We start from the raw sequence: 24,366 nt of genomic DNA on the forward strand, positions 1-24,366 counted from the left end.
AAAGGGGGGAGGCGTGGACCGGTTAGCGGTCATCGGCAACATCTCCCGCGACCACACCCGCTACCCGGACCGGCGCGGCGGCGACCTCCTCGGAGGGGCCGCCCTGCACGTCGCGCTCGCCGCCGCCCGCGCCGGGGCCACAGCCGCCCCGGTGGCCGTGATCGGCGACGACCTCGCGCACATCCCGGCCCACGGCCGGCTCGCCGACGTGGACTGGTCCGCGCTGCGCATCACGGCCGGAACCTCGGCCGCGTTCACGATCGACTACGACCAGGACGGCCACCTCGTCGCGGTGGCCGCCGACTACGGCGTCAGCGAGGACCTGACCGGGCACGCCCTCGCCCACATCGCCCGCCACGCCTGTGACCGCTACCACGTGTGCTGTCGCCGACCGCTGGACGTGCCCGCCGTTCTAGAAGCGCTCACCCGGTGCGGGGCCCGGTTCAGCATCGACTTCTTCCTGCCCAGCGCCGCCCACCTGATCCAGGCCGCGGCACCGTGGCTGGCCCACGCGGACCTCATCTTCGCCAACGCCGCCGAACACCGCCGCCTGGAACAGGTGATGCAGAGCACCGCGGTCGGCGAGGTGACGCAGGGCACCTCCGCAGGCCAGGTGACCCGCACCCTGCGGGGCGTTGTCGTCACCGACGGCCCCCGCCCCGTCCGGTGGCTCCACCACGGCCGCCCCCTCGCGGCCTGTACCCCGCCGTCTGCCCGGCCCGTGGAGGTGACCGGCGCGGGCGACACCCTCGCCGGCCACCTCCTGGCCCGCACCCTCCACGGCGACAGCCCGGCCGCCGCCCTGAAGTCCGCCGTCCTCGCCGCGACCCGGCACACGGCAGCACCCCGGCCCGTGCCGGGCCGCGCACATTCCTGACTCCACCGGACCCGACAAGGGAGCCCCTGGTGTACTACGTCGCCCACCGACTCTTCGCCGCCCACGACCGCGCCCTCGGCGCGCTCATCGCCCGCAAGCTCGCCGACAAGGCAGGGCACGACGCGGTCTTCCTGCCGTTCTGCGACACCGACGAGGAGGCGCTGATCGCCCCGGTCAAGGGCCTGCGGCTGTTCGAGCTCGACCAGGCCCGGCTACGGACCCTGTCCGGGATGATCGCCGTCCTGCACGGCCCCAGCCTGGACGACGGCGTCTGCATGGAGATCGGCTACGCCAGCGCGCTCGGCGTTCCGGTCGTCGTCCTGACCACCGACTTCCAGACCTACTCAGCCGGAGAACGAACCACCCGGTGGGAATTCCCCGACCCGCTGATGGAGACCCTCGCCACCCGCACCATCCGAGTCGACCGCCTCGGCGACCCCGCGAAGGCCCCGGACCGTTTCGAGGCCTTCGCGGCCCGCAACACCGTCCAGGTCGAACTAGCGGCAACCGCCGCCGTCAACGCCGTCAGGGCCGTATCGCAGGGACCGCGACCGCTTCCCGTCCATACCGTGGTCCGGCCCGGCACGGTGTTCCTGGAACCCTCCCCGTACGCGCCGTACCCGGCGGCCCTCCACGAGGCGGCACGTGCCCGGGCCACCGCAGTCATGACCCCGTCCCGGTTCGCCGCCCGCGACAGCCTGGCCGCCGCCCGCTCGGACTGGGACATGGCTCTTCGCGCCGAGTCCCTCGTCCTGGACGTGTCCGGGCCGGAGACCCCGCCCGGCGCCGCCCTCCTCACCGGCGCGGCGGCCGCCCTGGGCCGGAAGGTCGCCGCTTTCCAGCCCCGCCCGACCTACACGCACGCCCACGGCCGCGAGCCGAACTGGCGCAACCTCATGATCCAGTACGGCACCGCTGCTCACCTCAATGATCTCCAGGACCTCACCGACTGGCTCGCCTCATGACCAACGAGCTCGCCGCCTACCGGACCCTCGTTCTGGAAGGCTGCGACGGCGCGGGCAAGTCCACCCTGGCAGCCCGCCTCGCAGACCAGCACGGCTTCACCGTCGTCCACTCACCCCGCACCCCAGACTCCCTCGACCTCATCACCCGCTACCGCGAGCTCCTCGCCCTGCCCGGCCGCCTCATCCTCGACCGGTGCTTCATCAGCGAACTCGTCTACGGCCCCTTCTACCGCGGCGTCTCCCGAATCACCTGGGCACAGGCCCACGACCTGGCCAGGGCAGTCTGCGATCGCGACGGCGCCCTGTGCCACCTCAGCGCCCCCGCCGAAGTCATCCGCGCCCGGCTCCTGGCCCGCGACGGCCGAGCCCCGTCTCACGCACAGGTGGCCGCCCTGCTCGCCGGGTACAGCAGCGTCTTCCAGCGGCTCAGCGAACGCATCCCGATCATCACCCTCCAGGCCCCGGCCGGCGACGAAGTGCCCTCGTCCGGATGAGTCCGGGGGAACACCCCGTGGGCGACAGATGTCTCTCGCTAAGCTCCGGCACCACGAGCAGCACCCCGTGCCCGGAGGAACAGTGGACATCCGCTCAGCCCAGAAGACCGCCTGGGACAACAAGGTCACCAAGGACTTCAACACCACCAACGTGCCCCTGGAGTTCGGACTCCTCACCGCCGAGGTCGGCGAAGCCTTCACCGCTTGGCGCAAAGGTCTACCCGACTTCGGCGAGGAGCTCGCTGACGTCTTCCTCTACGTCGCCGCCCTCGCCGAGATGAACGGCATCGACCTTCAAGAAGAAGTAGAACGCAAGCTCACCAAGAACAGGGCCCGCACCTACGAACGTGACTCCCGCGGAGTCCCCATCCGCATCCAAGACCCAGCATCTGAATGACTCTTAAGGCTTACGACATCGCGTTACGATGTCGTAAGCCTTAAGAGTCATTCAGATGCCCTGATGCGGGCTGTGCACAGACCTCTGACCGCCTAGGTCTCTGTAAGGGCGGCGCAGTAGGTGCTCAGATGCACCCTCAGAGGTGATCATTTAACAGACATATGTGGTCAGACATTCCGCTGCTGCGCACTCGCTGCTTGGATCAGCAGACATGCGCTGAACTGTCGCCCTACTGTGGCCACATGAGCCTGCCCGAGGGCCTCAATCAGTCTGCGGCCTACGTCGAAGCAGATCTGGAGGCGATGATCCGTGAACGCGATGTCCGCGTCGCCTCACACGGTGAGCACCGGGCCCGGCTCGAGGCGATGATCGCCAAGCTGAACGCCGAAGTGCAAGAGGTGTCGGCGCAGGAGCAACAGGCTGTGGCCGAGCTCCAGGAGGCCAAGCAGGTACTCGAGGACCTCCGTACCGTTCTGGCACGGGGCATCGGCCTTCGCCACGCTTCCGAACCCGCCCAGACTCGGCTCGCTGCCGTCTCGCCCGAACATGACTCCACCTCGGCCACGGCGACCCGTCCTGCACCCGAGCCACAGCCCGCCACGCCTCCTGTCCGGATTACCGGCAAGCGCACACTGGCGGTCCTGGACATCCTTTCGAGCGACCCTGGCAAGGAGTGGACCCCGAAGGCCGTCGCACTGGAACTCGAAGAGGGCGCCGACGGTTCGATGGACCGGGCCCGGGCTCTGCTCGACGGCCTGCGCAAGCGCGAGGTCGTGACGAAGACCCTCGGCCCCGACGGCAAGCAGACCTTCTACCGGCTCATCGCAGCCTGGGAGGCCGCCTAAAGGCAGGCCCACATAAGCGGACCGCCGCCCCACGCCAATGGCCTCCCGGCTCCACACCTGGACCAGGCCTGGGGCGGCGGTCTCCCAACGCGGCAAGGCCGCCACCTCCGAAGCTAGCGGTTCACACCCACGCTCGCGGGGTGTTCGGCCATTTCCCTCCACCGGAAGGGCCCACACCCATGCCCTCTTCACGCCCCTTTGCGCCGACATGGAACGAAGATCCTCTACTCGAGGTCGTTCTGCTTCTGCGGCGGCAGCGGCTGCTGGCGCACTCCGTTCTCGTCGGTGGGCCAGTCGACGTGGCGCGGCCACAGCATTTCGCCCAGCGCCCCCTCCAGACTCGCGATCGTCACCATGTCGGCATACGCAGTGCCCGCCAGGACGTTCGAGATGACCTGCCGGTTGACTCCCGAAGCCGCCGCCAGCGAGTTCGCGCTGAACTTCTGCTGCTCCATGGCCTCCGCCAGAGCGCGGGCGACCGCCTGGCCGACCTGAGCCGGCAGGAACCCGTCCATCACCGCATACGGCCATTCACCAGCGACCGCGTACTCCCACGGCTTCTTCCCACGCCTTGTTCCTCCAGCCATGCGCCCATTGTGAAGGACGGGATGCCGAGAGGCGCATCCCCACCAGGGATGCTATCAAAGCAGCAAGGCCGTGTTTGTGGGACGAGTACTGCCGCGTCCGGTCGGCGCAGCAGTACCCCAGGCGCTCTCGGGACGATCGGAGGTGGAGAGGTATGACAGTGGGACGCTCCCGCCTGGGGTCCGGTGAACGGCTTTTGCCGAGCGACAGGCTCCGGGCCGACCGGCAGCTGACTGTGATGAGGGCTCTTTGCATGGCGGACGAGCCGTTGACCGCGGCCGCCCTCCATGAGCTGACTGCCGTCCCCGAGAGGCGCTGCGGGCTCGTTCCCGCGTTCCTCCTCGCGACCGGGCTGATCACGAAGGGCCCGGCCCGCTCTGGCTACGTTCCGACGGAGCGGGGACAGGGTGTCGGCCGCGCCTGGGCCGAGGGAGAGCAGGCCGGCCTGGAGGCGCTCCGTGAGGTGTGGAAGGACGAGTGGTTCACCCGCACGGTGATGCAGTGCCTGGGAGATGGGCCGCGGTCCCGCCAGTTCCTGGTCTTCGAGCTCGGCCAGGCCGCTCATGCCCCCGAGAAGCGTATGAGCCAGGTCCATATCCTTGTCGACCTGCTCGTGGCCGTGGGCACGCTCGTTCCCGAAGGGGATGGCCGGTTGAGCTGGCACGGGGGTGCGCTCGACCTCGATCCGCTCCAGCCACAGGACCAGCAGCCGAGCGGCAGCAGCCAGTCCGCCCAAGACAGCGGACCGCAGAAGGAGACGGAGCAGCAGCCCGGCCCCGTACCAGCCCTCGAAGGCGATCCACCCTCGGGAGTCGGCAGCGAAGCCGGTACTTCCTTCGATGCGTCAGTTCCCCGACCTCGCCGTGAGCAGACACCGACGGCAACGAACGGCGGGCCGGCACCGGAGCTGGACCTACTCGCGCTGCTGCTGCCACCGGTCCTCCTGGCAGATCTGGCCCGCCTGTCCGCCGAGGACCTGCTGGCCCTCCACGGCCACCTGCGCGGCCTCGCCGAGATCACCACGAAACTTCGGAGCCGCCCCGTCACTTAGGCAACCCCTCACACAAAGCAGGTCCGGCAGCGCCCTCTTCCCTTGGCCGGGATGGCACTGCCGGACCCCACCTCCACCACCATCCAGCGCGGCACGGCCGCGTGGAAGGGGCTTCGGCATGTCCTCACGCAAGGCAAGGAACACCGCCCACGGTAGCGTGCCCACCGACGGGCGCACACACCGTCCACCCGCAAAACAGACCCCCACCAAGCGCACAGCGCGTGCTGCGGTCACGCTGAGAAGCGCGGTCGTGCAGGTCAGTCACGCCTGGTCCCACGAAGCCGATACCGGGCTCTTGAGCCGGCAGACCGCCAAGCTCTACACCAGGGCCGCGGAAGGGCTGTTGGTCTTCGGCACGGCCCACGGCATCACCTTGATCGACGAGGTCACAAAAGACTTGGTGAGAGCGTTCGTTCGCGCTCCCGGACGCGACCGTCACGGCCACATCATCGTCACCCTCGTCGAGACTGGCACCCACCGCCAACGACGCTCCGGTATCGCATCGTTCTACGCCCATGCCCGCGCCCTCGGCCTGACCCAGTGTGACCCGCTCGTGGATTCACCGCCGATCCACCGAAGCCCTCGCAAGGCGGGCGCCGGCCTCACCACGGACGAGATCAAGCTGCTGCAGTTCCACTCCGAACGCGGCATGCCCGCAACGAGGGACGCTGCACTGCTGGCGCTACTGCTCACCGGCCTGCACAGTGCCGAGATCGCCACAGCGGCCATCACCGACCTCGACCTTGAAGCCTGCGAGATCACCACGGCCGGCGCCACCTACACCGAAGCCCGCACCTGTCCGCTGTCCGACTGGGCTCGCTACGTGCTCGGCCTGCGTTGCGCATGCCTGGCAGAGAAGCATCCAGGCCAGCTCCTGCTAGTCGCCAATGCCCGCTCCGCACCGGACGTGGCCCAGTCGAGCGTCGGTTCCGGATTCGGAGACATCGCCCGCCGCAGCGGTCTGTCCACCACCGCCCGCAAGGTCGAACCCCGCGACGTCACCCGGTTCGTCGCCGCCCGGATCCTCGATGAGACGGGATCTCTCTCCGAGGTGGCCCGCCGCCTGGGCCTGTCCTCCCTCGACAGCGCGGCAGGCCTTGCCGGGCTCCAGTGGAAGACCCCCCGCACAGGCGGTACGGCATGAGCACGCCCAAATCCCGCCCCAAGCGCAAACCCGCCAAGAGGAAGAGGCCCGACTACACCATCGGCCCCATCCCCGATGACGCATTCGGCGCCGCCGGAGACCCACCGCCACCCAAAGGCCCAGAAGCACCCGCGATCTCGCTCAACCAACGGTTCTCATACCTGGTGAACAACCCCGACCTCTACACGGCAGCCGACTCACTGCCCGCCAAGAGCAGGACCGGCCGCCCCGCCCACTACCCCCCGATCGTCTACCTGATCTTCCTCAGCTCCATCTCGATCTTCGACTCCGCCCGCTACACCGCGGTCAACCTCCAGGACTCCATTTGGTGGAATCAAGTGCGCGACGCCCTGCGCAGCCACATGGGAGATGAAGCAGCGGACACCCTCCCAGCCGTCGGCCCGAGCCGCAGCCAGTGGAACTACTACTTTCAAAAGCATCTCAAGCCTGCCTTCGCAACAATCCGGGACATCAGCCGCGACCTGTGGATCCAGCAGGCCCTCGACTCCGGAATGATGGCCGAGAGCGGTAAGCGCGTCAGTCGCGCTTACCCCGAACGTCAGCAAGTCGTCCACGCTGACGCCACCGTCGCCAGGCCCGCGTCATCCCAAAGGCACCACGAGGTCGAAGACAAGGTCACTGGAGAGATTCGCCGCCACCGCGTCGATCCGGACGCCGGCATCAGCGTCGAGGGCGGAGGAAACCGCGTCTACGGCAACAAGTTCCTAGCCATGGCCGTACGCCTGGCCGCCACTCCGCACAGCCGGATCGTGCTCAGCATTGAATCAATCCGCCATAAGTCACGCGCCCGCGACCCTCACCGCGACGACGAAGGAACCGCCTTCGTCAAAATGGTCAAGCACCTACTCACCAAGGCCCCTGATCTGCGTGCCATCACCTACGACACCGCCCTGCGGGGAGTTCACCGTGCTCCGCTGATCGCTGCCGGCCTCGTAGCCTTCACGACACAGCACAGTGGGCTCTCACCCGAACCCCTTGCTCTCTTCCAAGAAGGTCCCTGCAACCACAAGCTCTATGTCGCCGAGGGGCGCGTTTGCGAGCGCCTCATCGACCTCAAGACCGGCAAGGACCATTACGCTCCCCTCCCTGTCGAGGAGCTCGCCTGCAGGAAAGGCAAGAAGGCCACCCGCTATTACCACCGGATCACTATTCCCTGCCCCGTCAAGACGCATACCGAGCACATTCGGGTTGACGAGACGGAAGAGGACCGCCAAACCGACCCCTCAACGGGCAAGAAGCGGTTCAACCGAACGGAACACCTACGACAGGTGCCACCCGACACCCCCGCCGGACGCCGCCTCAAAGGGTTCCGCCAGGACAGCGAATCCCTGCACTCCCGGTTCGACCAGCGCTACCCCCACGAACGGGTACCCGCCTACGGCGCCACCGCAGCTCTGCTCATCTACATCGGCTACGCCTGGCTCAGCAACTCCATGGCACGCGCTGTGCTCAAGACCCCGGCCGCAGCCTGACCTGACGCATCCCTCGCACCCCTGGCTCCTGCGCTCGCCCCAGCTCCGCCCTCAGAGGCACGCTCCTGTCGGCAGGGGTGCAGATACTCTGCTGCCCAGCAGGCTCCACCCGCTACACTGACCGCGGTGGCTGCGCCCTCACGGGCCGCCACCACACCTGTCGCCAAGCCGTCTGATCTGCCCGACTACCTCGTCAGACTTTCAGACACGTTTTTCGACAGATCCCCGCCTTCGTGGGCCTTGCGGAAAACTACGAAACCGCAGCTCAGAGCCCCGCCCCAGAAACCCTCAGGAACGCCCCTCTCCCATTTCGGGAACGCATGGGGCTCCTTCGCAGGTCAGCGCCAGCGTCTCGATACGTCGGCCCCGGCTATACCGAAGCCCCCTTTTGGGCCATTCAGCGCACGCTCGGGCACTGCCTCTGCTGCCCTTTGCCCGGCCCGCGGGATACGGGCGCCTGACTGGGTCAGGGCACGAGGGACAAGGTCCGTCGACTTTCCGATTCAGCCCGCTGGCCCCCGCCGTCGACCATCGTGATGGTCAGGCCGAAGAGCATCTTGTTCATCTCGTCTACAGCAAGGCCTACCTCGGCGGCCACCGCTGCCGGTTTAATCCCCGTAGACCTCAGGCCCTGGAAGACCTTGGTCAGCACCTGCGAGGTTTCTCGCTTCTTCATGCCCTCAGGTTCTGACCTGCGGTAGCCACGCTCGCTGAGTTCGATACAGGCGGAACGGTACTGCCAGTCAGTCAGGAGCCCGAGATCGTGCATGCGGTAGGTCAGGGCCATCGCGGACACGTTCCAGATGGCCTTGCCCTTGATGATCTGATCGACATGAGCGGCGGCCGGCATGTGGCCCAGCACGCTCGCAGCGGGCATGAGGAAGGCGCTTGCGAAGTCGTTCGCCTGCCTCTCCGCCTCCGGACCGGAACAAGCCCTGTCGCTCCCGTGCATGACAAGGTGTCCGAGTTCGTGAGCAGCGTCGAAGCGGCTTCGCTCAGCGGACTTCAGCGTGCTCAGGAAGACGAACGGAGTCCGGCCCCGCCAGACGGCGAAGGCATCGACTTCTGCGTAGTCGGGGGCGAGCGAGAACACCCGGACGCCGTGCGCTTCGAGGAGGTGCACCATGTTGGGTGCGGGTGCACTCCCCAGTCCCCAGCGCGTGCGGACCATGTCGGCCGCGGTCTCGGGGTCGGGCTTGCCAAGAGAGGGAATGTCGGCGATTGGCAGTCGGAAGCGTTCCTCGATCCAGTCGTACAGCAGCGCGGCAAGGGTGCCAGCAGCTCGCGCGGCGTCGAGAGTGCGGGCCGAGGTCTTGCTTCGGGCACGCCACGAGATGCCCTCGACGGGTAGCTCGTCGATCTCCTGGCCAGTGAAGAAGTCCTCAGGGAATCCGAGTGCGTCAGCGAGGCGGGCCACGGTGGTCCGACGCGGTGCCGTCCGGCCGGTCTCGTAGTTGGACAGGCTCTGCAGCGAGACTCCCGCGAGCTCGGAAAGCTCTGCGAGCGTCAGGCCCCGGCGCTTTCGGGCCAGCGTGATGCGGGACGGGGTCACCATGGTGAGACTGCCTCGTGATCCAGGTGGTGCGGGTGGGGCGGCCAGTATCGCGGCCACCCCACATGATGGGCCTCAGCGAAACTCGACGGGGATGTCGATCTCGCCCGGTCCATCTTCGTCCGGTAGTTCGATTTCGTCCATCTCGATGACTGGCAGCTGTATCCGCTGCTCCCACTTGACCACGAAGCCCCGGTCGACCTGGCCGGGCAGCGACAGCTCGCTGTGGATCCGCACTCCACCCTCGGCCTTAACACGGTAGGAAACCAAGAACCAGGTCTTGAGCTTCAGGGCCTCGTCCTCGTCGAGGAGGACCTCGTTCGGGCCGACGGGGGTGGGGAAGAGACCGAGCTGCACGTTGTGTTCGGCGGCGCGCTCAGTGGCAGCGCCCCTCTTGTGGAGGTTGGTCGGATGGAGACTGGCGTTGCCAGTGGCCGCGTCACCGACCATGGTGCCGATCGCGAGCGTCTTCTGTGGGTTGCAGACGAGTTCGAGGTGGTCATGGAGGAGCCGCTTCCACCCCACGTGGCGGATGTGCGCCTCTCGCAGGAGACGTACGTGTTCCTGATAGGCGCGGGTCCCGGCGGTATTGGCCGGGTGGTTCGGGGTGGCCGTTCGCCGCGCCGCTTCGCCGGCATACAGAGCCGGGTGCAGGTATTCCAACTTCGTTCCGAGCGCCGCCAACTGGGCGTGGACGCCTTCCGGAACGGGCGCAACGAGGGACAGGACCATGAAGCCTCCGGCGACCAGACGGGGAAGTTATAAGAAGGCTACCGCAGACGAGGCGTCACTTTTATAAGTTTCACACCATCAGCCTTGACGCCATGGGGAGTTACCGACCCGGCATGCCTCCGCTCTCAGGGCCATCACGGTGCGCAAGCAAACCTTCCATCGTCACTGGCGACACTCTCGAAGCCGTGATCACCGGCCGAGGTAGGACATGAGCAGGTCCGGCCCCGTCCTGCGCAACTGTGGGAAGACAATGACGGCGGCAATGGCCGCAGGGATCAGCGACCACGGGGACTCCACCCCGATCTGCTTTCCGTACCAAGTACCAGCCCATCCGACCGCCCCGATCACAGCCAGCGCGACCATGACGTGCAGGGTTTCCCAAAGGGCGGTCCTATCTCTGACCGGTTCGAGGTCTTTGAGCTCATCCTCTGGCAGCAGGGCACCAAGGTGGCTGGAGGCATAGCCCTCCGCCACGAGGATCAGAAGCCGGGACAGCTCTCGCGCGGCGTCGACCGTATTGGCATCCAGTTGGAGTTCCGCCCTGCGCAGCGCGGCCACGACCAGCCTTGCGTGCCGATCGATGTGCCTGCGGCGGGGTGAGGAGCGAGGAACCGATCGGCACCGGCGACGTGCTCGTAGAACAGCCCGCTCTGTGACACGAAGGCTCTTCGAAACGGCCTCGAGCGTGGCGGGCCGCAGCTTGGCAGGCGCGGCTACCAGCCGCGCGCACTCCGCGATGGTCTGGACGGCGCAGATCGCAGCGAGCGTCAGGGCAAGCGGCAGGCATCTGCTCCTTGCCCAACGAACGACCCCGAACCTCCACAGAATGAGCGGTGCGTAGAGCGCCGGCAGCATGCCGACCGGCGCACCGTAGATCTCACCCGCCGGAGAGTGGCTCCTGAGCGCCCATACGAACAATGGCAGCCACAAGACACATATCGCGAAGACGATGCTGTACATGTCAGCGGTACGGGCTCCGACGTACACATGCCAGGCAAATGCCTTCCGCAGGGGCGGCCTCAGCGTGGCGTCTGTTCCGATGGCGCGCAGGTCGTTCGCGAGCCCTTCCGTCCACTGCAAGATCTCGGATCGTAGCGACGTCCAGTTGCCGCGGGCGAGGCCCGACTTCCGCTGCGCGAGCCGGTGATGAAGTGCTGAGATCACCGTGCCCCCCTTCTCCCTAGAAGGGAGCGTGGCACGACTCAGTCCCGCAGGCTGGTCCGTTGCCGACCTGTGACGGATGCACCTCGATGGGCATGGTTAGGCGTAGAGCTTGCCGCATGCGGGCTCGATTCGCTCCCGTCAAAGCAATGCCGCTGCCTGCGCGCAGGCCCATCGCTTGGCCTGAGCGAGGTGGCTTTGCCCGACTCCGATGTACGGGTCAGGCTGGATGAGCAGTGTGGGGTAGCCGCGGGCGGTTCGTTCGGCGGCCCAGGTGTGGTCGAGGGCGGTGAAGTCGTCGTCGATCCAGATGACTGGGGCCGTGCCGAGCCAGGCATCGACGTGATCGCGTTTCCAGAGGTAGCCGTTGGGGTGGCTGGTGGTGATTTGGGGGCGGGGCAGGTCAAGGTAGGGAAAGTCAGGAAGGCTCAGGAGCGGCCCGATGATCGTGGTGGCGTCCTTGCGCCAGCTCGTGCACCAAACCGGGGTTACCAGGCCACTGGCCAGGAGCTCGGTGAGCAGCTGGCCGTGGCTGGGGTCGAGCCAGATGGGGACGGAATCGTCAGGCTGCCGGCCGGTGGGCAGGACGGTGTGGCGGACGTGGGTGGGTGGGGTGCTGCCGTCTGCGGCGGGAAAGGGTATGAGGACGCCGTCGATGTCCAGGAGCAGGTAGGGCAGAGCCATTGGTGCCTCCGGGGTCAGCGTTTGCGGGCGGTGATCAGGAGGGTGGTCGGCCACGGGTCGCGGCGAGGATGACTCAGCTCCAGGGCTGAGGTGATGCGCAGGCCGGTATGCGCGAGATGGGCGCCCCAGCGCCGGGCGTCGAATTCCCATCGGGCGATGGGCAGTCGGGTGTGGTCGGGCATCGTGACGTAGTCCTCGCGCGAACGGTCGTCCATGGACGGATGTCTTCCGGCCCGTGCCGGGTGCGGGACGGAGAAGGCCAGGACACCGCCCGGCTTGAGGCGGCGGGAAATAGCGGCGAGCAAGAGCTCGGGGGCGACGAGGCCGACGGCGCCGAAGACGGAGTAGATCGCGTCGAAGGTCTGGCCGGTGGCCTGCAGGTGGTGCAGTACGTGGCCGGCGGCGAAGGTGGCGCCGTCGATGTGGCCGTAGTGGGAGCGGGCGCGGCGTATCTGGAGTCCGACCAGGTCCACGCCGGTGACACGGGCCTGGTGGTGTTTGGCGAGGTGGGCAACGTTGTGGCCAGGGCCGCAGCCAAGCTCCAGAACGTGCTTGCGGCGCAGGTCGAGGCCGAGGATCTCTGCGCCGGGGCCGAGGCCCGGGTGGGTGCTCCATTCCATCCGGACCGGTGCGGTGAGGGCGTGAGGCGGGGCGGTGTCGAGGCGCTGGGCGGCGTGGGCGTACCAGGGGGAGACCTGGGCGAGCACCTAGACCTCCAGGAGTTGCAACACGTCGTTCAGGTGGCGGCGGACGACGGGGATGTACGCGGGGTCCTTGGCCGGGTCGTTGATCCAGCGGACGGCCTGCTCCATGAACCACTCGACGGCCCACATGCGGTGCCAGCCCAGGGCCCAAGACTCGGCGGCCAGGCCACCCCGGGCGGCGAGGGCGTCCTCGTGCCCGCCTGCGGTGACGTACTGCTCCAGGAAGACCCGCAGCCGGACGGGGCTCGGTGCCTCGATGGTGCCGTGGTAGGAGGCGAGGTCGATCAGGCCGGGTCCGGTGAAGGCGCGGGCGAAGTCGAGGAGGTGCCAGCCGTGCTCCCCGATGTGGACGCTCGTGGGGTGGAACTCGGAGTGGACCCAGCCGAACGGGTCCAGCGTCGCCCCCTGGCTGCGGGCTTCAGCCGCTGCGGAGATCTTCCCCAGTCCGGTCTCGATGTCGTCGCAGTCCGTCCACCGGTCGGCCTTCCGCAGCCGCTGGAGGTGATCGAGGGCCCGGCCGGGCAGGGCCGCGAGCCCCGCACCGTCGAGGATCGGCAGGCCGCCTGCCGGGCGGGCGGCGTGGAGCAACACGGCGGCGGCGACACCGTCGAGGTCATCGGCGCCGCGTACGGGGGCGCCGAGGTCGTCCATGAGCATCCCGAGCCACTTGTCCCGCATGGCGGTGGCGTGGAGGTCGGGGACCGGCAGCCCGCGCTGGTGGGCGCTTCGCAGGGCCTGGGCCTCGCGGTCGAAGGGCTCCTTGGCGTACTTGAAGACGGCCGTGGTGCCGTCGGGAAAGGTGACGCGTTCGACGCCGGACATGCCCCAGACGCGGATGGTCTCGCGCTCAGGGAGGGGCCGCCCCGTAAGGCTGCACAGGCTGTCGAGGAGCTGAACGGAGCTGCTCTGGTTCATTGAGGTGTCCTTTGCATGGGCAAGAGAGGCTGCTGTCCGCTCTCATCAACCGGGCGGGTGGCTCGCGGAAGTGTTCCGCGAGCCACCCGCCGATCGCCCGCCAACTACCTTGACCGGTAAGGAGTGGAAGCTATTGGAGGCGGCAGCATGACGGTGACTTGGGTGAACAAGGCGGGGGCTGACCGTGGCCGAACAGACCTGGTCCGCGAAGAGGGCATCACCTCGATGAACTTCCAGGGCACGGGTTCCTTCGAGGGGCTGACCGCTGACGAGATTAAAGAGTTGCTGGATCGCACTCCCGGACTCGTCCCCGAGGTTGGGGAGAAGACACCCGGCAAGGTCCGTTCCTGGCGACATCAAATAGTGAGCTTCCGGGATGACATGGAGGTCGACGACAGGATCCTGACCCCCCTTCCTGGAGACGAGGGCTTCGCCATCGGGGTCGTCCTCGGCACCTACGAGTACCAGCGGGAGCTCGATGAAGAGGGTGCCTCCCATACGCGCCGCGTGAAGTGGTCGAAGAAGGTTCTCGGCCGTGCGGACCTCGGTGACGACCTCTACGAACAGCTGCAACTGCGTAGCCGGACGGTCTACCGTCCGCGGAAGAACAACGCCCAGGCACGACTCAACAACCTCGACATCGACTAGCAGGGGCACTGATGCCCACCCCGTAGAGGCGCCATCATGTCGCCCGGCACCGCCGTTGGCTGAGCGTCGGGCGACATGAACGGCAGGGCTGCTTCTACTCGTCCGCGGTCACGCGGTGGGCGTAGACCTGCTCGATCCATCCCGCCTTGAACTCGGCCAGGTCGTCACGGAAGTTCGCCATCGAGGCACCGTAGGGCGCGACGACCCCGCCGGTCTGGTCCGGCACGGACTGGCAGCCGTGCACGAGCCGGCCGCCGAGCGCGGCGTGGGCCTTGATGGACTCGATCCGGCGGTGCTCGTTGAACCAGCCGCCGTGGTAGACCTCGTCCAGCATTCCGCCCATCGCGTCGTCCAGGTCGAAGACGACGGAGGTGGCGGCGGGGAAGAACCAGCACGGCCCGACGTTGGAGATGTGCCCGTCCAGCTCGACCTTGTTGAGCGCCATCAGCGTGGCCGCTTCGCGCAGCATGCGCAGGTGATCGGCGGTGATCTGCGGCAGGCCGAGGCCGGCCAGGTGCTCCTCGCGGAAGAGGTACGAGTACACCCCGTAGGCCGTCGCCAGCACGCGGGCGGCGTCCGACGTGGACTCGCCGTGGTTCTTGATGAAGTCGAGCGCGAGCTGCTCGACCGCGCTCTCGGTCGTCTCGTTCACGTCGAGGAGCTGGGCCTTGACCAGCTCCCAGTCGGCGACGAGCCAGCTGCTGGACTCGAAGCGGAAGAAGTACTCGGCCGGGTCGATGGTGATGCGCCGGCCGTCCACCTGGATGCCCGGCAGGCGGCTCCAGCGCGGGTCGAAGGCGTCGGGCAGCTCGACCGTGATGGTCGCGGTGTCGATGGTGGTCACCGTGTCTCCGTCTCTGATCGTCCGGGGCTGAGGCATGGGAATGCCCGAGCCCGGTAAGGCGTACGGAACTTGGGGGCCGCCCGGCCCGTGAGCGGGGCGGCTGTCGATAAGTGAACCGCCCGCTACGCAGAGTGGGTACGGTGTGGCGGAGGCCAAGCGGTATACGCGGTTTACAGCTCCGGAGCGGAGGAGATCGTGCCAGCGCCGACCAGTGCCAACTCCCGCCTGCGCGACACGATCAACACGGCCGGGTGCACGTACGAGGCACTCGCCAAGGATGTGCGGCGTATCGCCGCCGAGAACGGCGAACTGCTCCAGACCAACAAGTCTGCCGTCTCCCACTGGGCGAGCGGCACCCGCGTCCCCTCCGGCCAGGCGGGCCAGTATCTCGCCGAAGCCCTCTCTCGCAGGCTCGGCCGTGTTGTGTCCCAGAGTGAGATCGGGTTCCAGTCGGCCGATTCGGAGCCGTCCGATGACGGGGACCCGGTCACTGCCATCACGAACCTAGGCCGTGCGGATGTCGAACGTCGCCGCTTCCTCGCCATCGCCGCCTTCACCACGGCGGGGGTGGCCATGCCGCTCCTGCACGACCACGAAGCCACCTCGCGGATGCTCCGCGCCCGCACCGCGGGGTCCCGCGTCGGTGGCGAGGACATCGACGTCGTCCGGCAGATCACGGCGGCCTTCAGCGCCGCCGACGAACGTCTCGGCGGCGGCCACGGCCTGACCACGGTCACTGCCTACCTCGCGGACACCGCCGCACCCATGCTCCGGGGCCGCTTCCCCTCCGAAGTCTTACGCCAGGCTGCCTTCGGTGCCGTTGCGGAGCTCGCCTACCTCGCCGGGTGGAAGCATCACGACCTCGGTCACGAGGGCGCTGCCCAGCGCTACTACCAGGTCGGCTACGAGCTCGCCTGCGAGGCCGACCCCCATGGTCACGCGGCCTGGATGATGCGCGCCCTCGCCCACCAGTCCCTCAGCCTGAAGCAGCCCCACCACTGCGTCGACCTCGTCGAAGGCGCGCTCACCCGCGGCCTTGGCCACGTCGACGGGCAGACCGAAGCCCTCCTCCACATCACCCACGCCCGTGCCTACGCAGCCGTCGGCGAGAACCCCTCGGCCGCCCGTGCCCTCCTCGCCGCCGAGGACGCGCTCCTACGCGAGGACGGCCCACAGCCCAGCTTCTCCCGCGTCAGCGGTCCAGCCGCCGGCACAGTGGCCAGCCACACCGCCCGCACGCTGACCGACCTCGCCGACCACATCGGCACCGAGCAGCAGCACCGCGACGCGCTCACTCGCTGGGACCCGGAGAAGTACAAGCGCGTCCATGCCCTCACCCATGCCGACCTCGGCGACAGCCTCGCCGCCCAGGCCCGCGCCGACGAAGCGGTCGCCGCCTGGACCCAGGCCCTTGTCCTCATGGAGGGCATGACATCCGACCGCACCCGCAAAGCGATCTCATCGATCCGCTCCACCCTCGCGGTCTACCAGCGCCGCCGCGTCCCCGGCGCCGCCGATCTCGCGCGGCGCGCCCGCGAGGCCCTCGCCTAACATGCGCAACAACCCGCCCGACGAAGGGAAATGCTCCGTGGCACAGCAGACCGATGACCGCTCCCCTGCCCTCAAGCCGGCGCTCGACTCGATGACCCTGCTGGTCGCGGCCGTCATCGTCCACGACAAGACCACCAACCGCGTCGTCCTCCTCCAGCGGAGCGAGAACGCCAAGTTCGCCCAGGGCATGTGGGACCTCCCCGTCGGCAAGAGCGAACCGGGCGAGCCCATCACCGCTACTGCGGTCCGCGAGCTCTACGAGGAGACGGGCCTCACCGTAAAGCCCGAGTCCCTCACGGTCGCCCACGTCATCCACGGCGCCTGGGGCGTCGAAGCCCCCAACGGCTTCCTCACCATCGTCTTCGCCACGCACGAGTGGACAGGCGAACCCGAGAACCGTGAACCCCGCAAGCACTCTCAGGTCCGCTGGGTCTCCACCGACAACCTGCCAGAGCAGTTCGTCCCTACAACGGGAAGTGCCCTGCGTGGGTACCTTGAGGACGGCCCCGAGGTCTCCCTCAACGGTTGGCACTGAGATGGGCGCCAAGGCCACTCCCAGCCCGCCGGAGCCCACCGCAGAGCCACCGATCGAGCCGTTCCATCCTTTCAACGACATCGGTGCTCCGATCGTCCTCCACTCCGGGGATATCGGTGGAGTCGAGGAGAAAGACCTGCCTGGGGAAGTCACCTTGTCGTGTGCTCCAAGGTTGGGTCTCGACTGGAAAGTGACGCCAACCCCGTCCAGCTGGCCGAACCTGATGCCTGACCTCAGTGAGCCCGGCCCACTGCTCTTGCGGCGTCCCTACGGGGACTATCCGATGGACATTCACACACCTGGATCAGAGGGCAGCTCCAACGGAGCAACCCTTGGTGACGCGGAGTCCCCCATCACACGGATGGTGGCTCACTGGTTCAACCTCCCGCGCTTCGAAGGTCAGCACCACCTGAGCGCCGGCGAGGGCCAAGAGCGGGTACGGCCCAGAAGCCGCTGGATGCACGAAGTGGATGGCTGGCGCATCACTCTCGACGTCAGGCCGGACCACAAGGAGATCTGGCCTGAGCTGCGCCGCAGCAGGGTCTACGCCATGACCCACGTGATGGAGATCAGCCGCTGCGACGGAGGTGACTTCACCTCCGCTAGCGCCAGGCGCGTTCTGACGGCGCTACACACCGGCCTCTCGTTCTCCCTGGGCAGGTGGGTCGCCCCCATGCTCCCCGTCGGGTTCGCCGCGGACGGACGCGTCGTCTGGGAGGAATGGCGGGTGATGCACTGCGATCCCGCCCGCAACTCCTCCGGCGGATGGTGGGAGCCACTCGATCCGGCACCGTTGGCCCGATTCCTGGACGGGCTCGTACCCGCATACGCCGACCCCGCCAGATCCGAAGCGCTGCGCCTTCAGATCAACTACGCGATCACAGCGATCAGCGGCGAGGGGTTCGTGGAGCAGCGCGTCATCATCGGTGCGGCAGGGCTGGAACACATGATGTGGCAGCGCCTCCACATGGAAGCCGGCTGGAATCGGAAGGCCTACGACTCCCTTCACGCCCATGCCCGACTGCGGCGAATCTTGCAGGATGTCAGCGTCCCGACCTCGATCGACTCCTCCCAGCTACCGGCTCTCGCACAGTTCGCCAATGAGAACCAGAGCAGCGACGGATCATCCCTCGACGGCCCTGAGGCACTCACTCGCGTGCGCAACAGCCTCGTTCATCCGAAGGAGTCGCAGAAGAAGATCTACGGCCGCGAGCGCGTCGTCGTTGACGCATGGTTGCTGGCCAGGCATTACCTCACCCTGCTGATCCTGGAGTCCTTGGGCTACCACGGAGACCACCGCAATTTGGCTCAGATGGGCAGCTGGCAGGGCGAGGTCTCACAGACTCCCTGGGCATAGCCCGAGCCCTCACGCCGCCGCGGGCTTGAGGCCTTCGACGAAGCTTGCGATGCGGGTCAGCGCCTCCTCCAGGCGGTCCGGCGGGACCGTGTAGGAGATGCGGACGTGGTGCGGGGCCGCGAAGTCGGCGCCGGGGACTACCGCGACGTTGGACTCCGTGAGGAGGAGTTCTGCGAAGTCCGCGGCCGAGGTGATGGTGCGGCCCGCGTGGGTGCGGCCGTAGGTGGCGGAGACGTCGGCGAGGAGGAAGAAGGCTCCCTCCGGGGTTCCGCCCACCTCGATTCCGGGGATGTTCGCGAGGGCCTTGAGGGTGGTCAGGCGGCGCTCGTCCAGGGCCTGGCGGCGGTGTTCCAGTTCCTCGGTGAGGTCTGCGGTGAGGGCGCCGAGGGCTGCCTTCTGGGCTATGGAGGAGGGGGCCGAGGCGGTGTGGCTCTGGAGGGCCGTGATGGCGTGGGCGACCGGGGTGGGCGCCGCTACCCAGCCGATGCGCCAGCCCGTCATCGCGTAGGTCTTCGAGACGGCTCCGATGGTGAGGGTGCGGGCGGCGATGTCCTCGGAGAGGGAGGCGACGGAGGTGAAGGTGGCGGCGCCGAAGACCCAGTGGTCGCAGATCTCGTCGCTGATGATCGTGAGGTCGTGGTCGACGGCGACCTGGGCCAGGGCCGCCAGTTCGGTGCGGCTGTAGACGACGCCTGAGGGGTTGGCCGGGCTGTTGAGGAGGAGCACCCGGGTGCGGGTGGTGACAGCTGCACGGAGCTGGTCGGGGGTGACCTTGAGGCCGGCGTCCGGGGACGGGTGGACCGGGACCGGGGTGCCGCCGGCCAGGGTGGTCAGGTGGGGGTAGCTGACCCAGTACGGGGCGGGGATCAGGACCTCGTCGCCCGGGTTCAAGAGGGCGGTGAAGGCGTAGTGGAGGGCTTGCTTGGCGCCTGCGGTGATTACTACGGCGGAGGGTTCGTACGCGGTGCCGTGGCGGTTGAGGTGTGCGGCCACGGCCGTTCTGAGCTCGGGGATGCCGGCCGCCGGGGTGTAGCGGGTGAAGCCTTCGGCGATGGCTTGCGTGGCGGCCTGGGCGGCGGGTTCGACGGTGGGGAAGGCCGGTTCGCCGCTGGTGAGGTTGATGACGTCCACCCCGAGCGCGATCAGCGCCTTCGCCTGAGCGTCGAGAGCCGCGGTCGCGGACGGCGGGACCTGCGCCGCCCGGTGCGCGAGGCGGATGCGGCCGGCCTCTTCGGGGGTGGGCGTTGCGGTACTCACGGCGCTCCTCGGGATGGGATCGGGTAGGGCGGGGATGGAGGTGGGGGTCAGATGCGTATGCCGTAGGCGGCGATCGCGGAGTCCTGGGCGCGGCGGAACTCGTCGGAGCGGCTTACGGGGCTGCTGACTTCGGCGCAGCTGTCGCAGAAGCTGACGCGGGCGACGAAGGCGGCGTTGCGGGTCCGGCGGAGGTTGCGGATGGAGCGGCGGATGAACGGCATGACATCCTCGATTCATAGATGAGCGTCTATGGATTAAGGATGTCGGAATGCATAGATGACTGTCAATGGGTTTTGCGGAACGTCCCGCCTCTCGGGCAGATCTGGACGGAGGGGGCTCCGATCGGCCAGATTGTGCGCATGATCGAGCCTGCACCCGCCGGAATATCCGCCTCCTGCTGCCCCGCGCCCATGACCGCCACCGAAGCAGAGGACCTGGCGGCCGCGTTCAAGGCCCTGGCTGATCCGGTGCGGCTGCGGATCGCGAGCATCGTGGCCTGCTGCCCGGCCGGCGAGGTCTGCATGGGAGAGATCGCTTCGGAGTTCTCCGTCTCCGGTCCGACCATCAGCCATCACCTGAAGAAGCTGCGCGAGGCGGGCGTGCTGTCCTCCGAGCGGCGGGCGAACGAGGTCTACTACCAGGTGCGTTCGGACCGTTTGGATGCGCTGATAGCTCAGCTGGCCGCCATGAAGGCCACGGTCAGCCCGGTCTGCTGAGGGCGCCTGTCCCCACATACGGCTGCGGCCCGCCCCGGAGCAGGGGGCGGGCCGTTGCCGTCTTACGTGTTGGTGCGTTGGTGCGTTCGTGCGGTGGCGCTCAGACCAGCAGGAGGGTCAGAGCCACAGGGGAGACGTGTAGCCGAGGATCACGGCGCCGGTGAAGAGGATGCCGACGACCAGGGCCACCACGCGCCAGCGGGCGATGAGGAGCATGCCGCTGATGGCGCCGACGCTGGTGCCCGCGCCGGTCATCAGGAAGGCGATCGCCGGGCCGGGGCCCATGCCGCCCTTCATCAGGGAGGCGATCAGCGGCAGGGAGCCGTCAGAGTTCAGGTAGACCGGGATGCCGATCAGCGCGGCGAGCGGGACGGAGTACCAGTTGTCGCCGCCGAGGTACTCGGTGAGGTAGCGGGTCGGGATCGAGTTGATGATCAGGAAGCCGAGCGTCGCGAAACCCAGGAAGTAGAGCGCAAGGCGCTTGCTGGTGATCATGAGCTCGTTGCCGAACTCGTCGAGCTTCCAGCGCTTGACCAGGCTGGTCTCGACCGGCGCGGGGGCCGGCGCCGGGGCGATGGGGCGGTTCAGCAGGGCCGTGCGGGCCAGGCCTCCACCGCCGGAGCCGGCCGGGGCGCTCACGCCGCCGCCACCCGAGAGGCCCTCTTCCGCATCGTCACTGCTGCAGCAGCTCTCCTCGGCCTTCTTCTCCGCCTCGGTGGAGGTCAGGCGGGCCTGACCGTCGAGCCAGCCGGTCTTCTCGATGAGCCAGGTCACGGCACCGGCGAAGAAGCCGAGGACGATCGCCGCGATGAAGAAGGTCAAGGCGAAGTCGGGGCCGAAGAGACCTATGGAGTACACGAGCTCCTCCGGGCTCGTCAGCGGCGAGGCGACCATGAAGGTGACGACCGGCGCCCACGGGACGCTGGAGGCGAGGGCGCCCAGGACGACCGCCGTGGTTCCGCAGGAGCAGAACGGGGTGAGCGTCGCGAGGACGACGGCCCCGATGACCGCCCAGAGGGTCTTGCGCCGCAGCCAGGAGGAGAGTCGCTCCGCACCGACGTACACCGGTATGGCCGAGGCCACGACGACGCTGATCAGCAGGAAGGGCCAGTTCGCGGAGAGCGAGTGGCCAACGTCCTGGGCCGTGCGGCCCAGGACATCAAGGATGGTGTCGAACACGGAGAGCTCCAACTCAACTCATAGACGGCTGTCGATGGGTTGAACTCTGCCGGACCCATAGATGACTGTCAATGCGTTCGGGGAACAATCCATAGATGGCCATCGTTGGATCGGGTATGCCTACGCCCATCTCGGAGCTCTGCTGCTCCCCCGTGCTCGCCGGTCCGCTCACCCTTGAGGCGGCCGACGACCTCGCGGCCGCACTGAAGGTCGTCGCCGACTCGACCCGACTGCGCCTGCTCGGGCTGATCCGCACCCAGCCGAACGGGGAGGCGTGCACCTGCGACCTCACCGAGCCGCTGGGACTGACCCAGCCGACGGTCACGCACCACCTGAAGGTGCTCTTTGAGGCGGGCTTCCTGGAGCGTGAGCGCCGCGGACGCCAGACGTACTACCGGATCGCGACCGGCAGCATGACCGTGCTGTGCCAGGCCCTGGACCCCTCGCCGGAGCTGCTCACCGCCTGACCCAACTCGTTTGAGCCAAGGGCTGGTTGTCTTCGCGCCACGCGCGGACAGCCGGCCCTTTCGACGTGTTCAGGCATGAGGGTGCCGGGCGCGCTTCCTGCCAGCAGTGATCCCTTCCGCACCCTGGGTGACCTCGGCCAGACTCATGAACACCGGGAGGGCGACAAGCCCCCGGGACCGCGGGAACCGGCCAGCAGGCCGCTGGCCGCCGGTCGCCAAAAAGCCAACGCCACGTCCAAGGGGATAGCCATGTCTGTTTCGCGTACCTCGATGAGCCTTGCCGCCACCGTCCTGGTTGCCGTGATCGGACTCGGCTCCTCCTCCGCACAGCTCGCCTCCCTGGCGGGTGCCGGCTGGGACACCGCCCCGACCGGCGCCGGCTGGGACGCCGCCCCCGTGACCCTGGCCGGAGCCGGCTGGGACACCGCTCCGGTGACCACGGACGGCGCCGGCTGGGACTCCGCCCCCATCAACCCCTCCACCAACGGCGCCGGCTGGGACTGATCCCCGGCCCGCACCCGCATCCGTACCGAACCCCGTTGACCCGGCCCACACCCCAGAGCCGCCCCCACCCGAGGAGAAGAACAGATGAGCACCACTTGCTGCAGCACCACCACTGAGGAGCCGGTCCCGGTGCTCGTGGTGCTGGACGAGCCCGCCACCGGCTGCTGCTCGGCCCCCGAGGCCACCGAAGCCGTCGTAGCGCCTGAGGCCACCAAGGCTGAGGAGCCCTCCGGCTGCTGCGGTCCGGCCCCCGAGCCGGAGCCCGAGGCCGCTTCCGGCTGCTGCGGCCCCGCCAAGCCCGAGCCCGTCTCCTGCTGCGGCACGAGCAGCGCCGAGCAGGAGGACCCGGCCGACGTACGGACCGGCCTCACGCTCGACGACGCCGTCGCCGCCCTCGGTGGCAGCGTCCCGCAGGTCACCGACCCGGCCCCGTACGTCCTGCCGCACTGGCTCAAGGCCACCGAGGCCAGCCTCGACGGTGCCAAGCCCTGGTACACCGTGGCCGACCGCGGCGAGGGCGAGCTCGCCTTCCTGCCCGGCTTCCTCTTCGACGCCGACCCGATCGTCGACGCCGACCCGCGCACCTACCTGGGCTGGCAGCCGAAGAACGGCGCCGTCGCCTGCTGCTCGGCCACATCCTGCTGCGACACCACCAACGACACGGTCGAGGCGCTCGGCACCGAGGCCTTCTTCCCCGCCCTGCTCCTCGGCTCCCCGCTCGGCTACCGCTCCGAGGCCTCCGCCTCCGTCGAGGACCCGCTGCTGGTCGCGGACCTGATCGACCGCATCGTCCCGGCCGCCGCCGAGGCCGGCGTACGGTCCATCGTCGCGCCCTGGCTGCACGACAGCCCGTACAGCGAGGTCCTCGCGCTCGCCCTCCAGGCGTACGGCGGCGACATCGCCTTCCACGGCGAGAACAACCTGCTCGACCTCCAGCACGACAGCTACGACGCGTACCTCGCCTCCCTCCCGGCCCGCAAGCGGCGCCGTGTGAAGGAGGACCGCGACCGCGCGGCGAACTCGGGCACCCGCATCGAGCGCTTGGACGGCGAGGAGCTGCGTCCGCTGGTCGGCCGGATCTCCGAGCTGATCACGCAGAACCGGCAGAAGTACGGCGGCGGCGAGGACGAGGCGCACATCGGCGCCCTGCTCAGCGCACTCGTCGAGGGCGGCGCCGACGTGCGTGCCTACCTCGCCTACAAGGACGACGTGGCCGCCGCGGTCTCGGTGACCGTCCGCCAGGGCAAGCGGCTGTTCGTGAAGTGGGCCGGCTTCGACTACGAGGCGCTCGGCGAGCGCAGCGGCATCTACTTCGAGATCGTCCTGGACCGCCCGCTGCGCGACGCGTACGCCGAGGGCGTCACCTCCATCGAGGCCGGTCCGGGCGCGGACGAGGCCAAGCGGCTGCGCGGCTTCAAGCCGCACCAGATCCGCTCGGCGATCCTCGTCACCGACACGGCGCTGCGCCCCGAGGTTGCGAAGCTGCACGCCGCCTTCGGTGCGGCCCGCCGCGAGGCGCTGGGTGCCACCACGGAGGAGGAGCCGACCACGGCGATCGGCCGCCTGAAGGCCAAGCTGCTCGGCGGCTCCGCCTACGAGCCGATCCAGCCCCTCCAGCCGGAGGGCGGCTGCTGCGGCTGACCGTCAACTCCACTTCTGGATCACTACACCGATGGTCCGGTGGGCGCTTTCTGCCCACCGGACCATCG

General features: G+C 68.3%; 27 protein-coding genes. 16 read left to right on the plus strand and 11 right to left on the minus strand.

The features are described 5' to 3' along the window. The first annotated feature begins 13 nt into the window (after positions 1–13). The 5 genes from OG389_RS16460 (at position 14) to OG389_RS16480 (ending at position 3,578) form a co-directional block, all read left to right on the plus strand. Positions 14–877, plus strand: coding sequence for a PfkB family carbohydrate kinase (locus OG389_RS16460; protein WP_328299237.1), 864 nt, complete (start codon positions 14–16; stop codon positions 875–877). 29 nt (positions 878–906) lie between these two features. Beyond that, complete coding sequence (locus tag OG389_RS16465; protein ID WP_328299238.1) at positions 907–1,842, plus strand: nucleoside 2-deoxyribosyltransferase; 936 nt, start codon at positions 907–909, stop codon at positions 1,840–1,842. Next, entirely contained in the window at positions 1,839–2,336 is a 498-nt protein-coding gene (locus OG389_RS16470) for a hypothetical protein (RefSeq protein WP_328299239.1), read from the plus strand. The genes OG389_RS16465 and OG389_RS16470 overlap by 4 nt, the downstream gene beginning before the upstream one ends. A gap of 82 nt (positions 2,337–2,418) precedes the next feature. Next, the gene (locus tag OG389_RS16475) at positions 2,419–2,733 is read left to right on the plus strand and encodes a MazG-like family protein (RefSeq protein WP_328299240.1); all 315 of its coding nucleotides are present in this window, start codon (positions 2,419–2,421) and stop codon (positions 2,731–2,733) included. Positions 2,734–2,975: 242 nt separating this feature from the next. Further along, positions 2,976–3,578, plus strand: coding sequence for a hypothetical protein (locus tag OG389_RS16480; RefSeq protein ID WP_328299241.1), 603 nt, complete (start codon positions 2,976–2,978; stop codon positions 3,576–3,578). A 224-nt stretch (positions 3,579–3,802) separates the two neighbouring features. Here OG389_RS16480 and OG389_RS16485 read toward each other — a convergent pair whose 3' ends face one another. Then, positions 3,803–4,165, minus strand: a complete 363-nt coding sequence (locus OG389_RS16485) for a helix-turn-helix domain-containing protein (protein ID WP_328299242.1) — start codon at positions 4,163–4,165, stop codon at positions 3,803–3,805. A 251-nt stretch (positions 4,166–4,416) separates the two neighbouring features. Between OG389_RS16485 and OG389_RS16490 the strand changes: the two genes are divergently transcribed. The 3 genes from OG389_RS16490 (at position 4,417) to OG389_RS16500 (ending at position 7,851) form a co-directional block, all read left to right on the plus strand. Beyond that, positions 4,417–5,214: a hypothetical protein gene (locus OG389_RS16490; protein WP_328299243.1), complete on the plus strand. Its 798-nt coding sequence runs from the start codon at positions 4,417–4,419 to the stop codon at positions 5,212–5,214. Positions 5,215–5,332: 118 nt separating this feature from the next. Next, positions 5,333–6,358: a site-specific integrase gene (locus tag OG389_RS16495; RefSeq protein ID WP_328299244.1), complete on the plus strand. Its 1,026-nt coding sequence runs from the start codon at positions 5,333–5,335 to the stop codon at positions 6,356–6,358. Beyond that, the gene (locus OG389_RS16500) at positions 6,355–7,851 is read left to right on the plus strand and encodes a hypothetical protein (protein ID WP_328299245.1); all 1,497 of its coding nucleotides are present in this window, start codon (positions 6,355–6,357) and stop codon (positions 7,849–7,851) included. The genes OG389_RS16495 and OG389_RS16500 overlap by 4 nt, the downstream gene beginning before the upstream one ends. 466 nt (positions 7,852–8,317) lie before the next feature. Here OG389_RS16500 and OG389_RS16505 read toward each other — a convergent pair whose 3' ends face one another. From OG389_RS16505 to OG389_RS16530, 6 genes are all read right to left on the minus strand, one after another. Continuing rightward, positions 8,318–9,406, minus strand: coding sequence for a helix-turn-helix domain-containing protein (locus OG389_RS16505; RefSeq protein ID WP_328299246.1), 1,089 nt, complete (start codon positions 9,404–9,406; stop codon positions 8,318–8,320). A 72-nt stretch (positions 9,407–9,478) separates the two neighbouring features. Continuing rightward, positions 9,479–10,135, minus strand: coding sequence for a hypothetical protein (locus OG389_RS16510; RefSeq protein WP_328299247.1), 657 nt, complete (start codon positions 10,133–10,135; stop codon positions 9,479–9,481). 189 nt (positions 10,136–10,324) lie between these two features. Continuing rightward, a complete protein-coding gene (locus tag OG389_RS16515) occupies positions 10,325–11,299 on the minus strand; it encodes a hypothetical protein (protein WP_328299248.1) in 975 nt (324 codons plus the stop codon). A 138-nt stretch (positions 11,300–11,437) separates the two neighbouring features. After that, positions 11,438–11,980, minus strand: coding sequence for an HAD domain-containing protein (locus OG389_RS16520; RefSeq protein ID WP_328299249.1), 543 nt, complete (start codon positions 11,978–11,980; stop codon positions 11,438–11,440). A gap of 14 nt (positions 11,981–11,994) precedes the next feature. Then, positions 11,995–12,687 (minus strand): class I SAM-dependent methyltransferase, encoded by a 693-nt coding sequence (locus OG389_RS16525; protein ID WP_328299250.1) that lies wholly within the window; start codon positions 12,685–12,687, stop codon positions 11,995–11,997. Continuing rightward, positions 12,688–13,599, minus strand: coding sequence for an aminoglycoside phosphotransferase family protein (locus OG389_RS16530; protein WP_328299251.1), 912 nt, complete (start codon positions 13,597–13,599; stop codon positions 12,688–12,690). Between the two features lie 147 nt (positions 13,600–13,746). Between OG389_RS16530 and OG389_RS16535 the strand changes: the two genes are divergently transcribed. Next, on the plus strand, positions 13,747–14,247 hold the full coding sequence (locus OG389_RS16535; RefSeq protein WP_328299252.1) for a hypothetical protein: 501 nt from the start codon (positions 13,747–13,749) through the stop codon (positions 14,245–14,247). Positions 14,248–14,341: 94 nt separating this feature from the next. Here OG389_RS16535 and OG389_RS16540 read toward each other — a convergent pair whose 3' ends face one another. Further along, on the minus strand, positions 14,342–15,091 hold the full coding sequence (locus OG389_RS16540; protein WP_328299253.1) for a hypothetical protein: 750 nt from the start codon (positions 15,089–15,091) through the stop codon (positions 14,342–14,344). 195 nt (positions 15,092–15,286) lie between these two features. Here OG389_RS16540 and OG389_RS16545 point away from each other — a divergent pair, with 195 nt between their 5' ends. The 3 genes from OG389_RS16545 (at position 15,287) to OG389_RS16555 (ending at position 18,534) form a co-directional block, all read left to right on the plus strand. Continuing rightward, positions 15,287–16,642 carry a tetratricopeptide repeat protein gene (locus tag OG389_RS16545; RefSeq protein WP_328299254.1) on the plus strand — a complete coding sequence of 452 codons (1,356 nt, stop codon included), beginning with the start codon at positions 15,287–15,289 and terminating at the stop codon, positions 16,640–16,642. Between the two features lies 1 nt (position 16,643). Continuing rightward, on the plus strand, positions 16,644–17,177 hold the full coding sequence (locus OG389_RS16550; RefSeq protein WP_328299255.1) for an NUDIX domain-containing protein: 534 nt from the start codon (positions 16,644–16,646) through the stop codon (positions 17,175–17,177). A gap of 457 nt (positions 17,178–17,634) precedes the next feature. Further along, a complete protein-coding gene (locus tag OG389_RS16555) occupies positions 17,635–18,534 on the plus strand; it encodes a hypothetical protein (RefSeq protein ID WP_328299256.1) in 900 nt (299 codons plus the stop codon). A gap of 9 nt (positions 18,535–18,543) precedes the next feature. Here OG389_RS16555 and OG389_RS16560 read toward each other — a convergent pair whose 3' ends face one another. Both OG389_RS16560 and OG389_RS16565 read right to left on the minus strand, forming a co-directional pair. Further along, positions 18,544–19,791 (minus strand): pyridoxal phosphate-dependent aminotransferase, encoded by a 1,248-nt coding sequence (locus tag OG389_RS16560; protein WP_328299257.1) that lies wholly within the window; start codon positions 19,789–19,791, stop codon positions 18,544–18,546. A 47-nt stretch (positions 19,792–19,838) separates the two neighbouring features. Then, a complete protein-coding gene (locus tag OG389_RS16565; RefSeq protein ID WP_328299258.1) occupies positions 19,839–20,012 on the minus strand; it encodes a hypothetical protein in 174 nt (57 codons plus the stop codon). A 138-nt stretch (positions 20,013–20,150) separates the two neighbouring features. Between OG389_RS16565 and OG389_RS16570 the strand changes: the two genes are divergently transcribed. Beyond that, a complete protein-coding gene (locus OG389_RS16570; RefSeq protein ID WP_328299259.1) occupies positions 20,151–20,507 on the plus strand; it encodes an ArsR/SmtB family transcription factor in 357 nt (118 codons plus the stop codon). 117 nt (positions 20,508–20,624) lie between these two features. Here OG389_RS16570 and OG389_RS16575 read toward each other — a convergent pair whose 3' ends face one another. Beyond that, entirely contained in the window at positions 20,625–21,686 is a 1,062-nt protein-coding gene (locus OG389_RS16575) for a permease (RefSeq protein ID WP_328299260.1), read from the minus strand. A 116-nt stretch (positions 21,687–21,802) separates the two neighbouring features. On the opposite strand from OG389_RS16575, the gene OG389_RS16580 reads away from it, so the two are divergent. The 3 genes from OG389_RS16580 to OG389_RS16590 all read left to right on the plus strand — a co-directional run bounded on the left by OG389_RS16580 (position 21,803) and on the right by OG389_RS16590 (position 24,298). Next, positions 21,803–22,153: an ArsR/SmtB family transcription factor gene (locus OG389_RS16580; RefSeq protein ID WP_328299261.1), complete on the plus strand. Its 351-nt coding sequence runs from the start codon at positions 21,803–21,805 to the stop codon at positions 22,151–22,153. A 249-nt stretch (positions 22,154–22,402) separates the two neighbouring features. Next, a complete protein-coding gene (locus tag OG389_RS16585) occupies positions 22,403–22,657 on the plus strand; it encodes a hypothetical protein (protein WP_328299262.1) in 255 nt (84 codons plus the stop codon). Between the two features lie 84 nt (positions 22,658–22,741). Further along, entirely contained in the window at positions 22,742–24,298 is a 1,557-nt protein-coding gene (locus tag OG389_RS16590; RefSeq protein WP_328299263.1) for a GNAT family N-acetyltransferase, read from the plus strand. The last annotated feature ends 68 nt before the right edge of the window (positions 24,299–24,366 follow it).

The organism is Streptomyces sp. NBC_00435 (genome assembly GCF_036014235.1).
Lineage (GTDB): Bacteria > Actinomycetota > Actinomycetes > Streptomycetales > Streptomycetaceae > Streptomyces.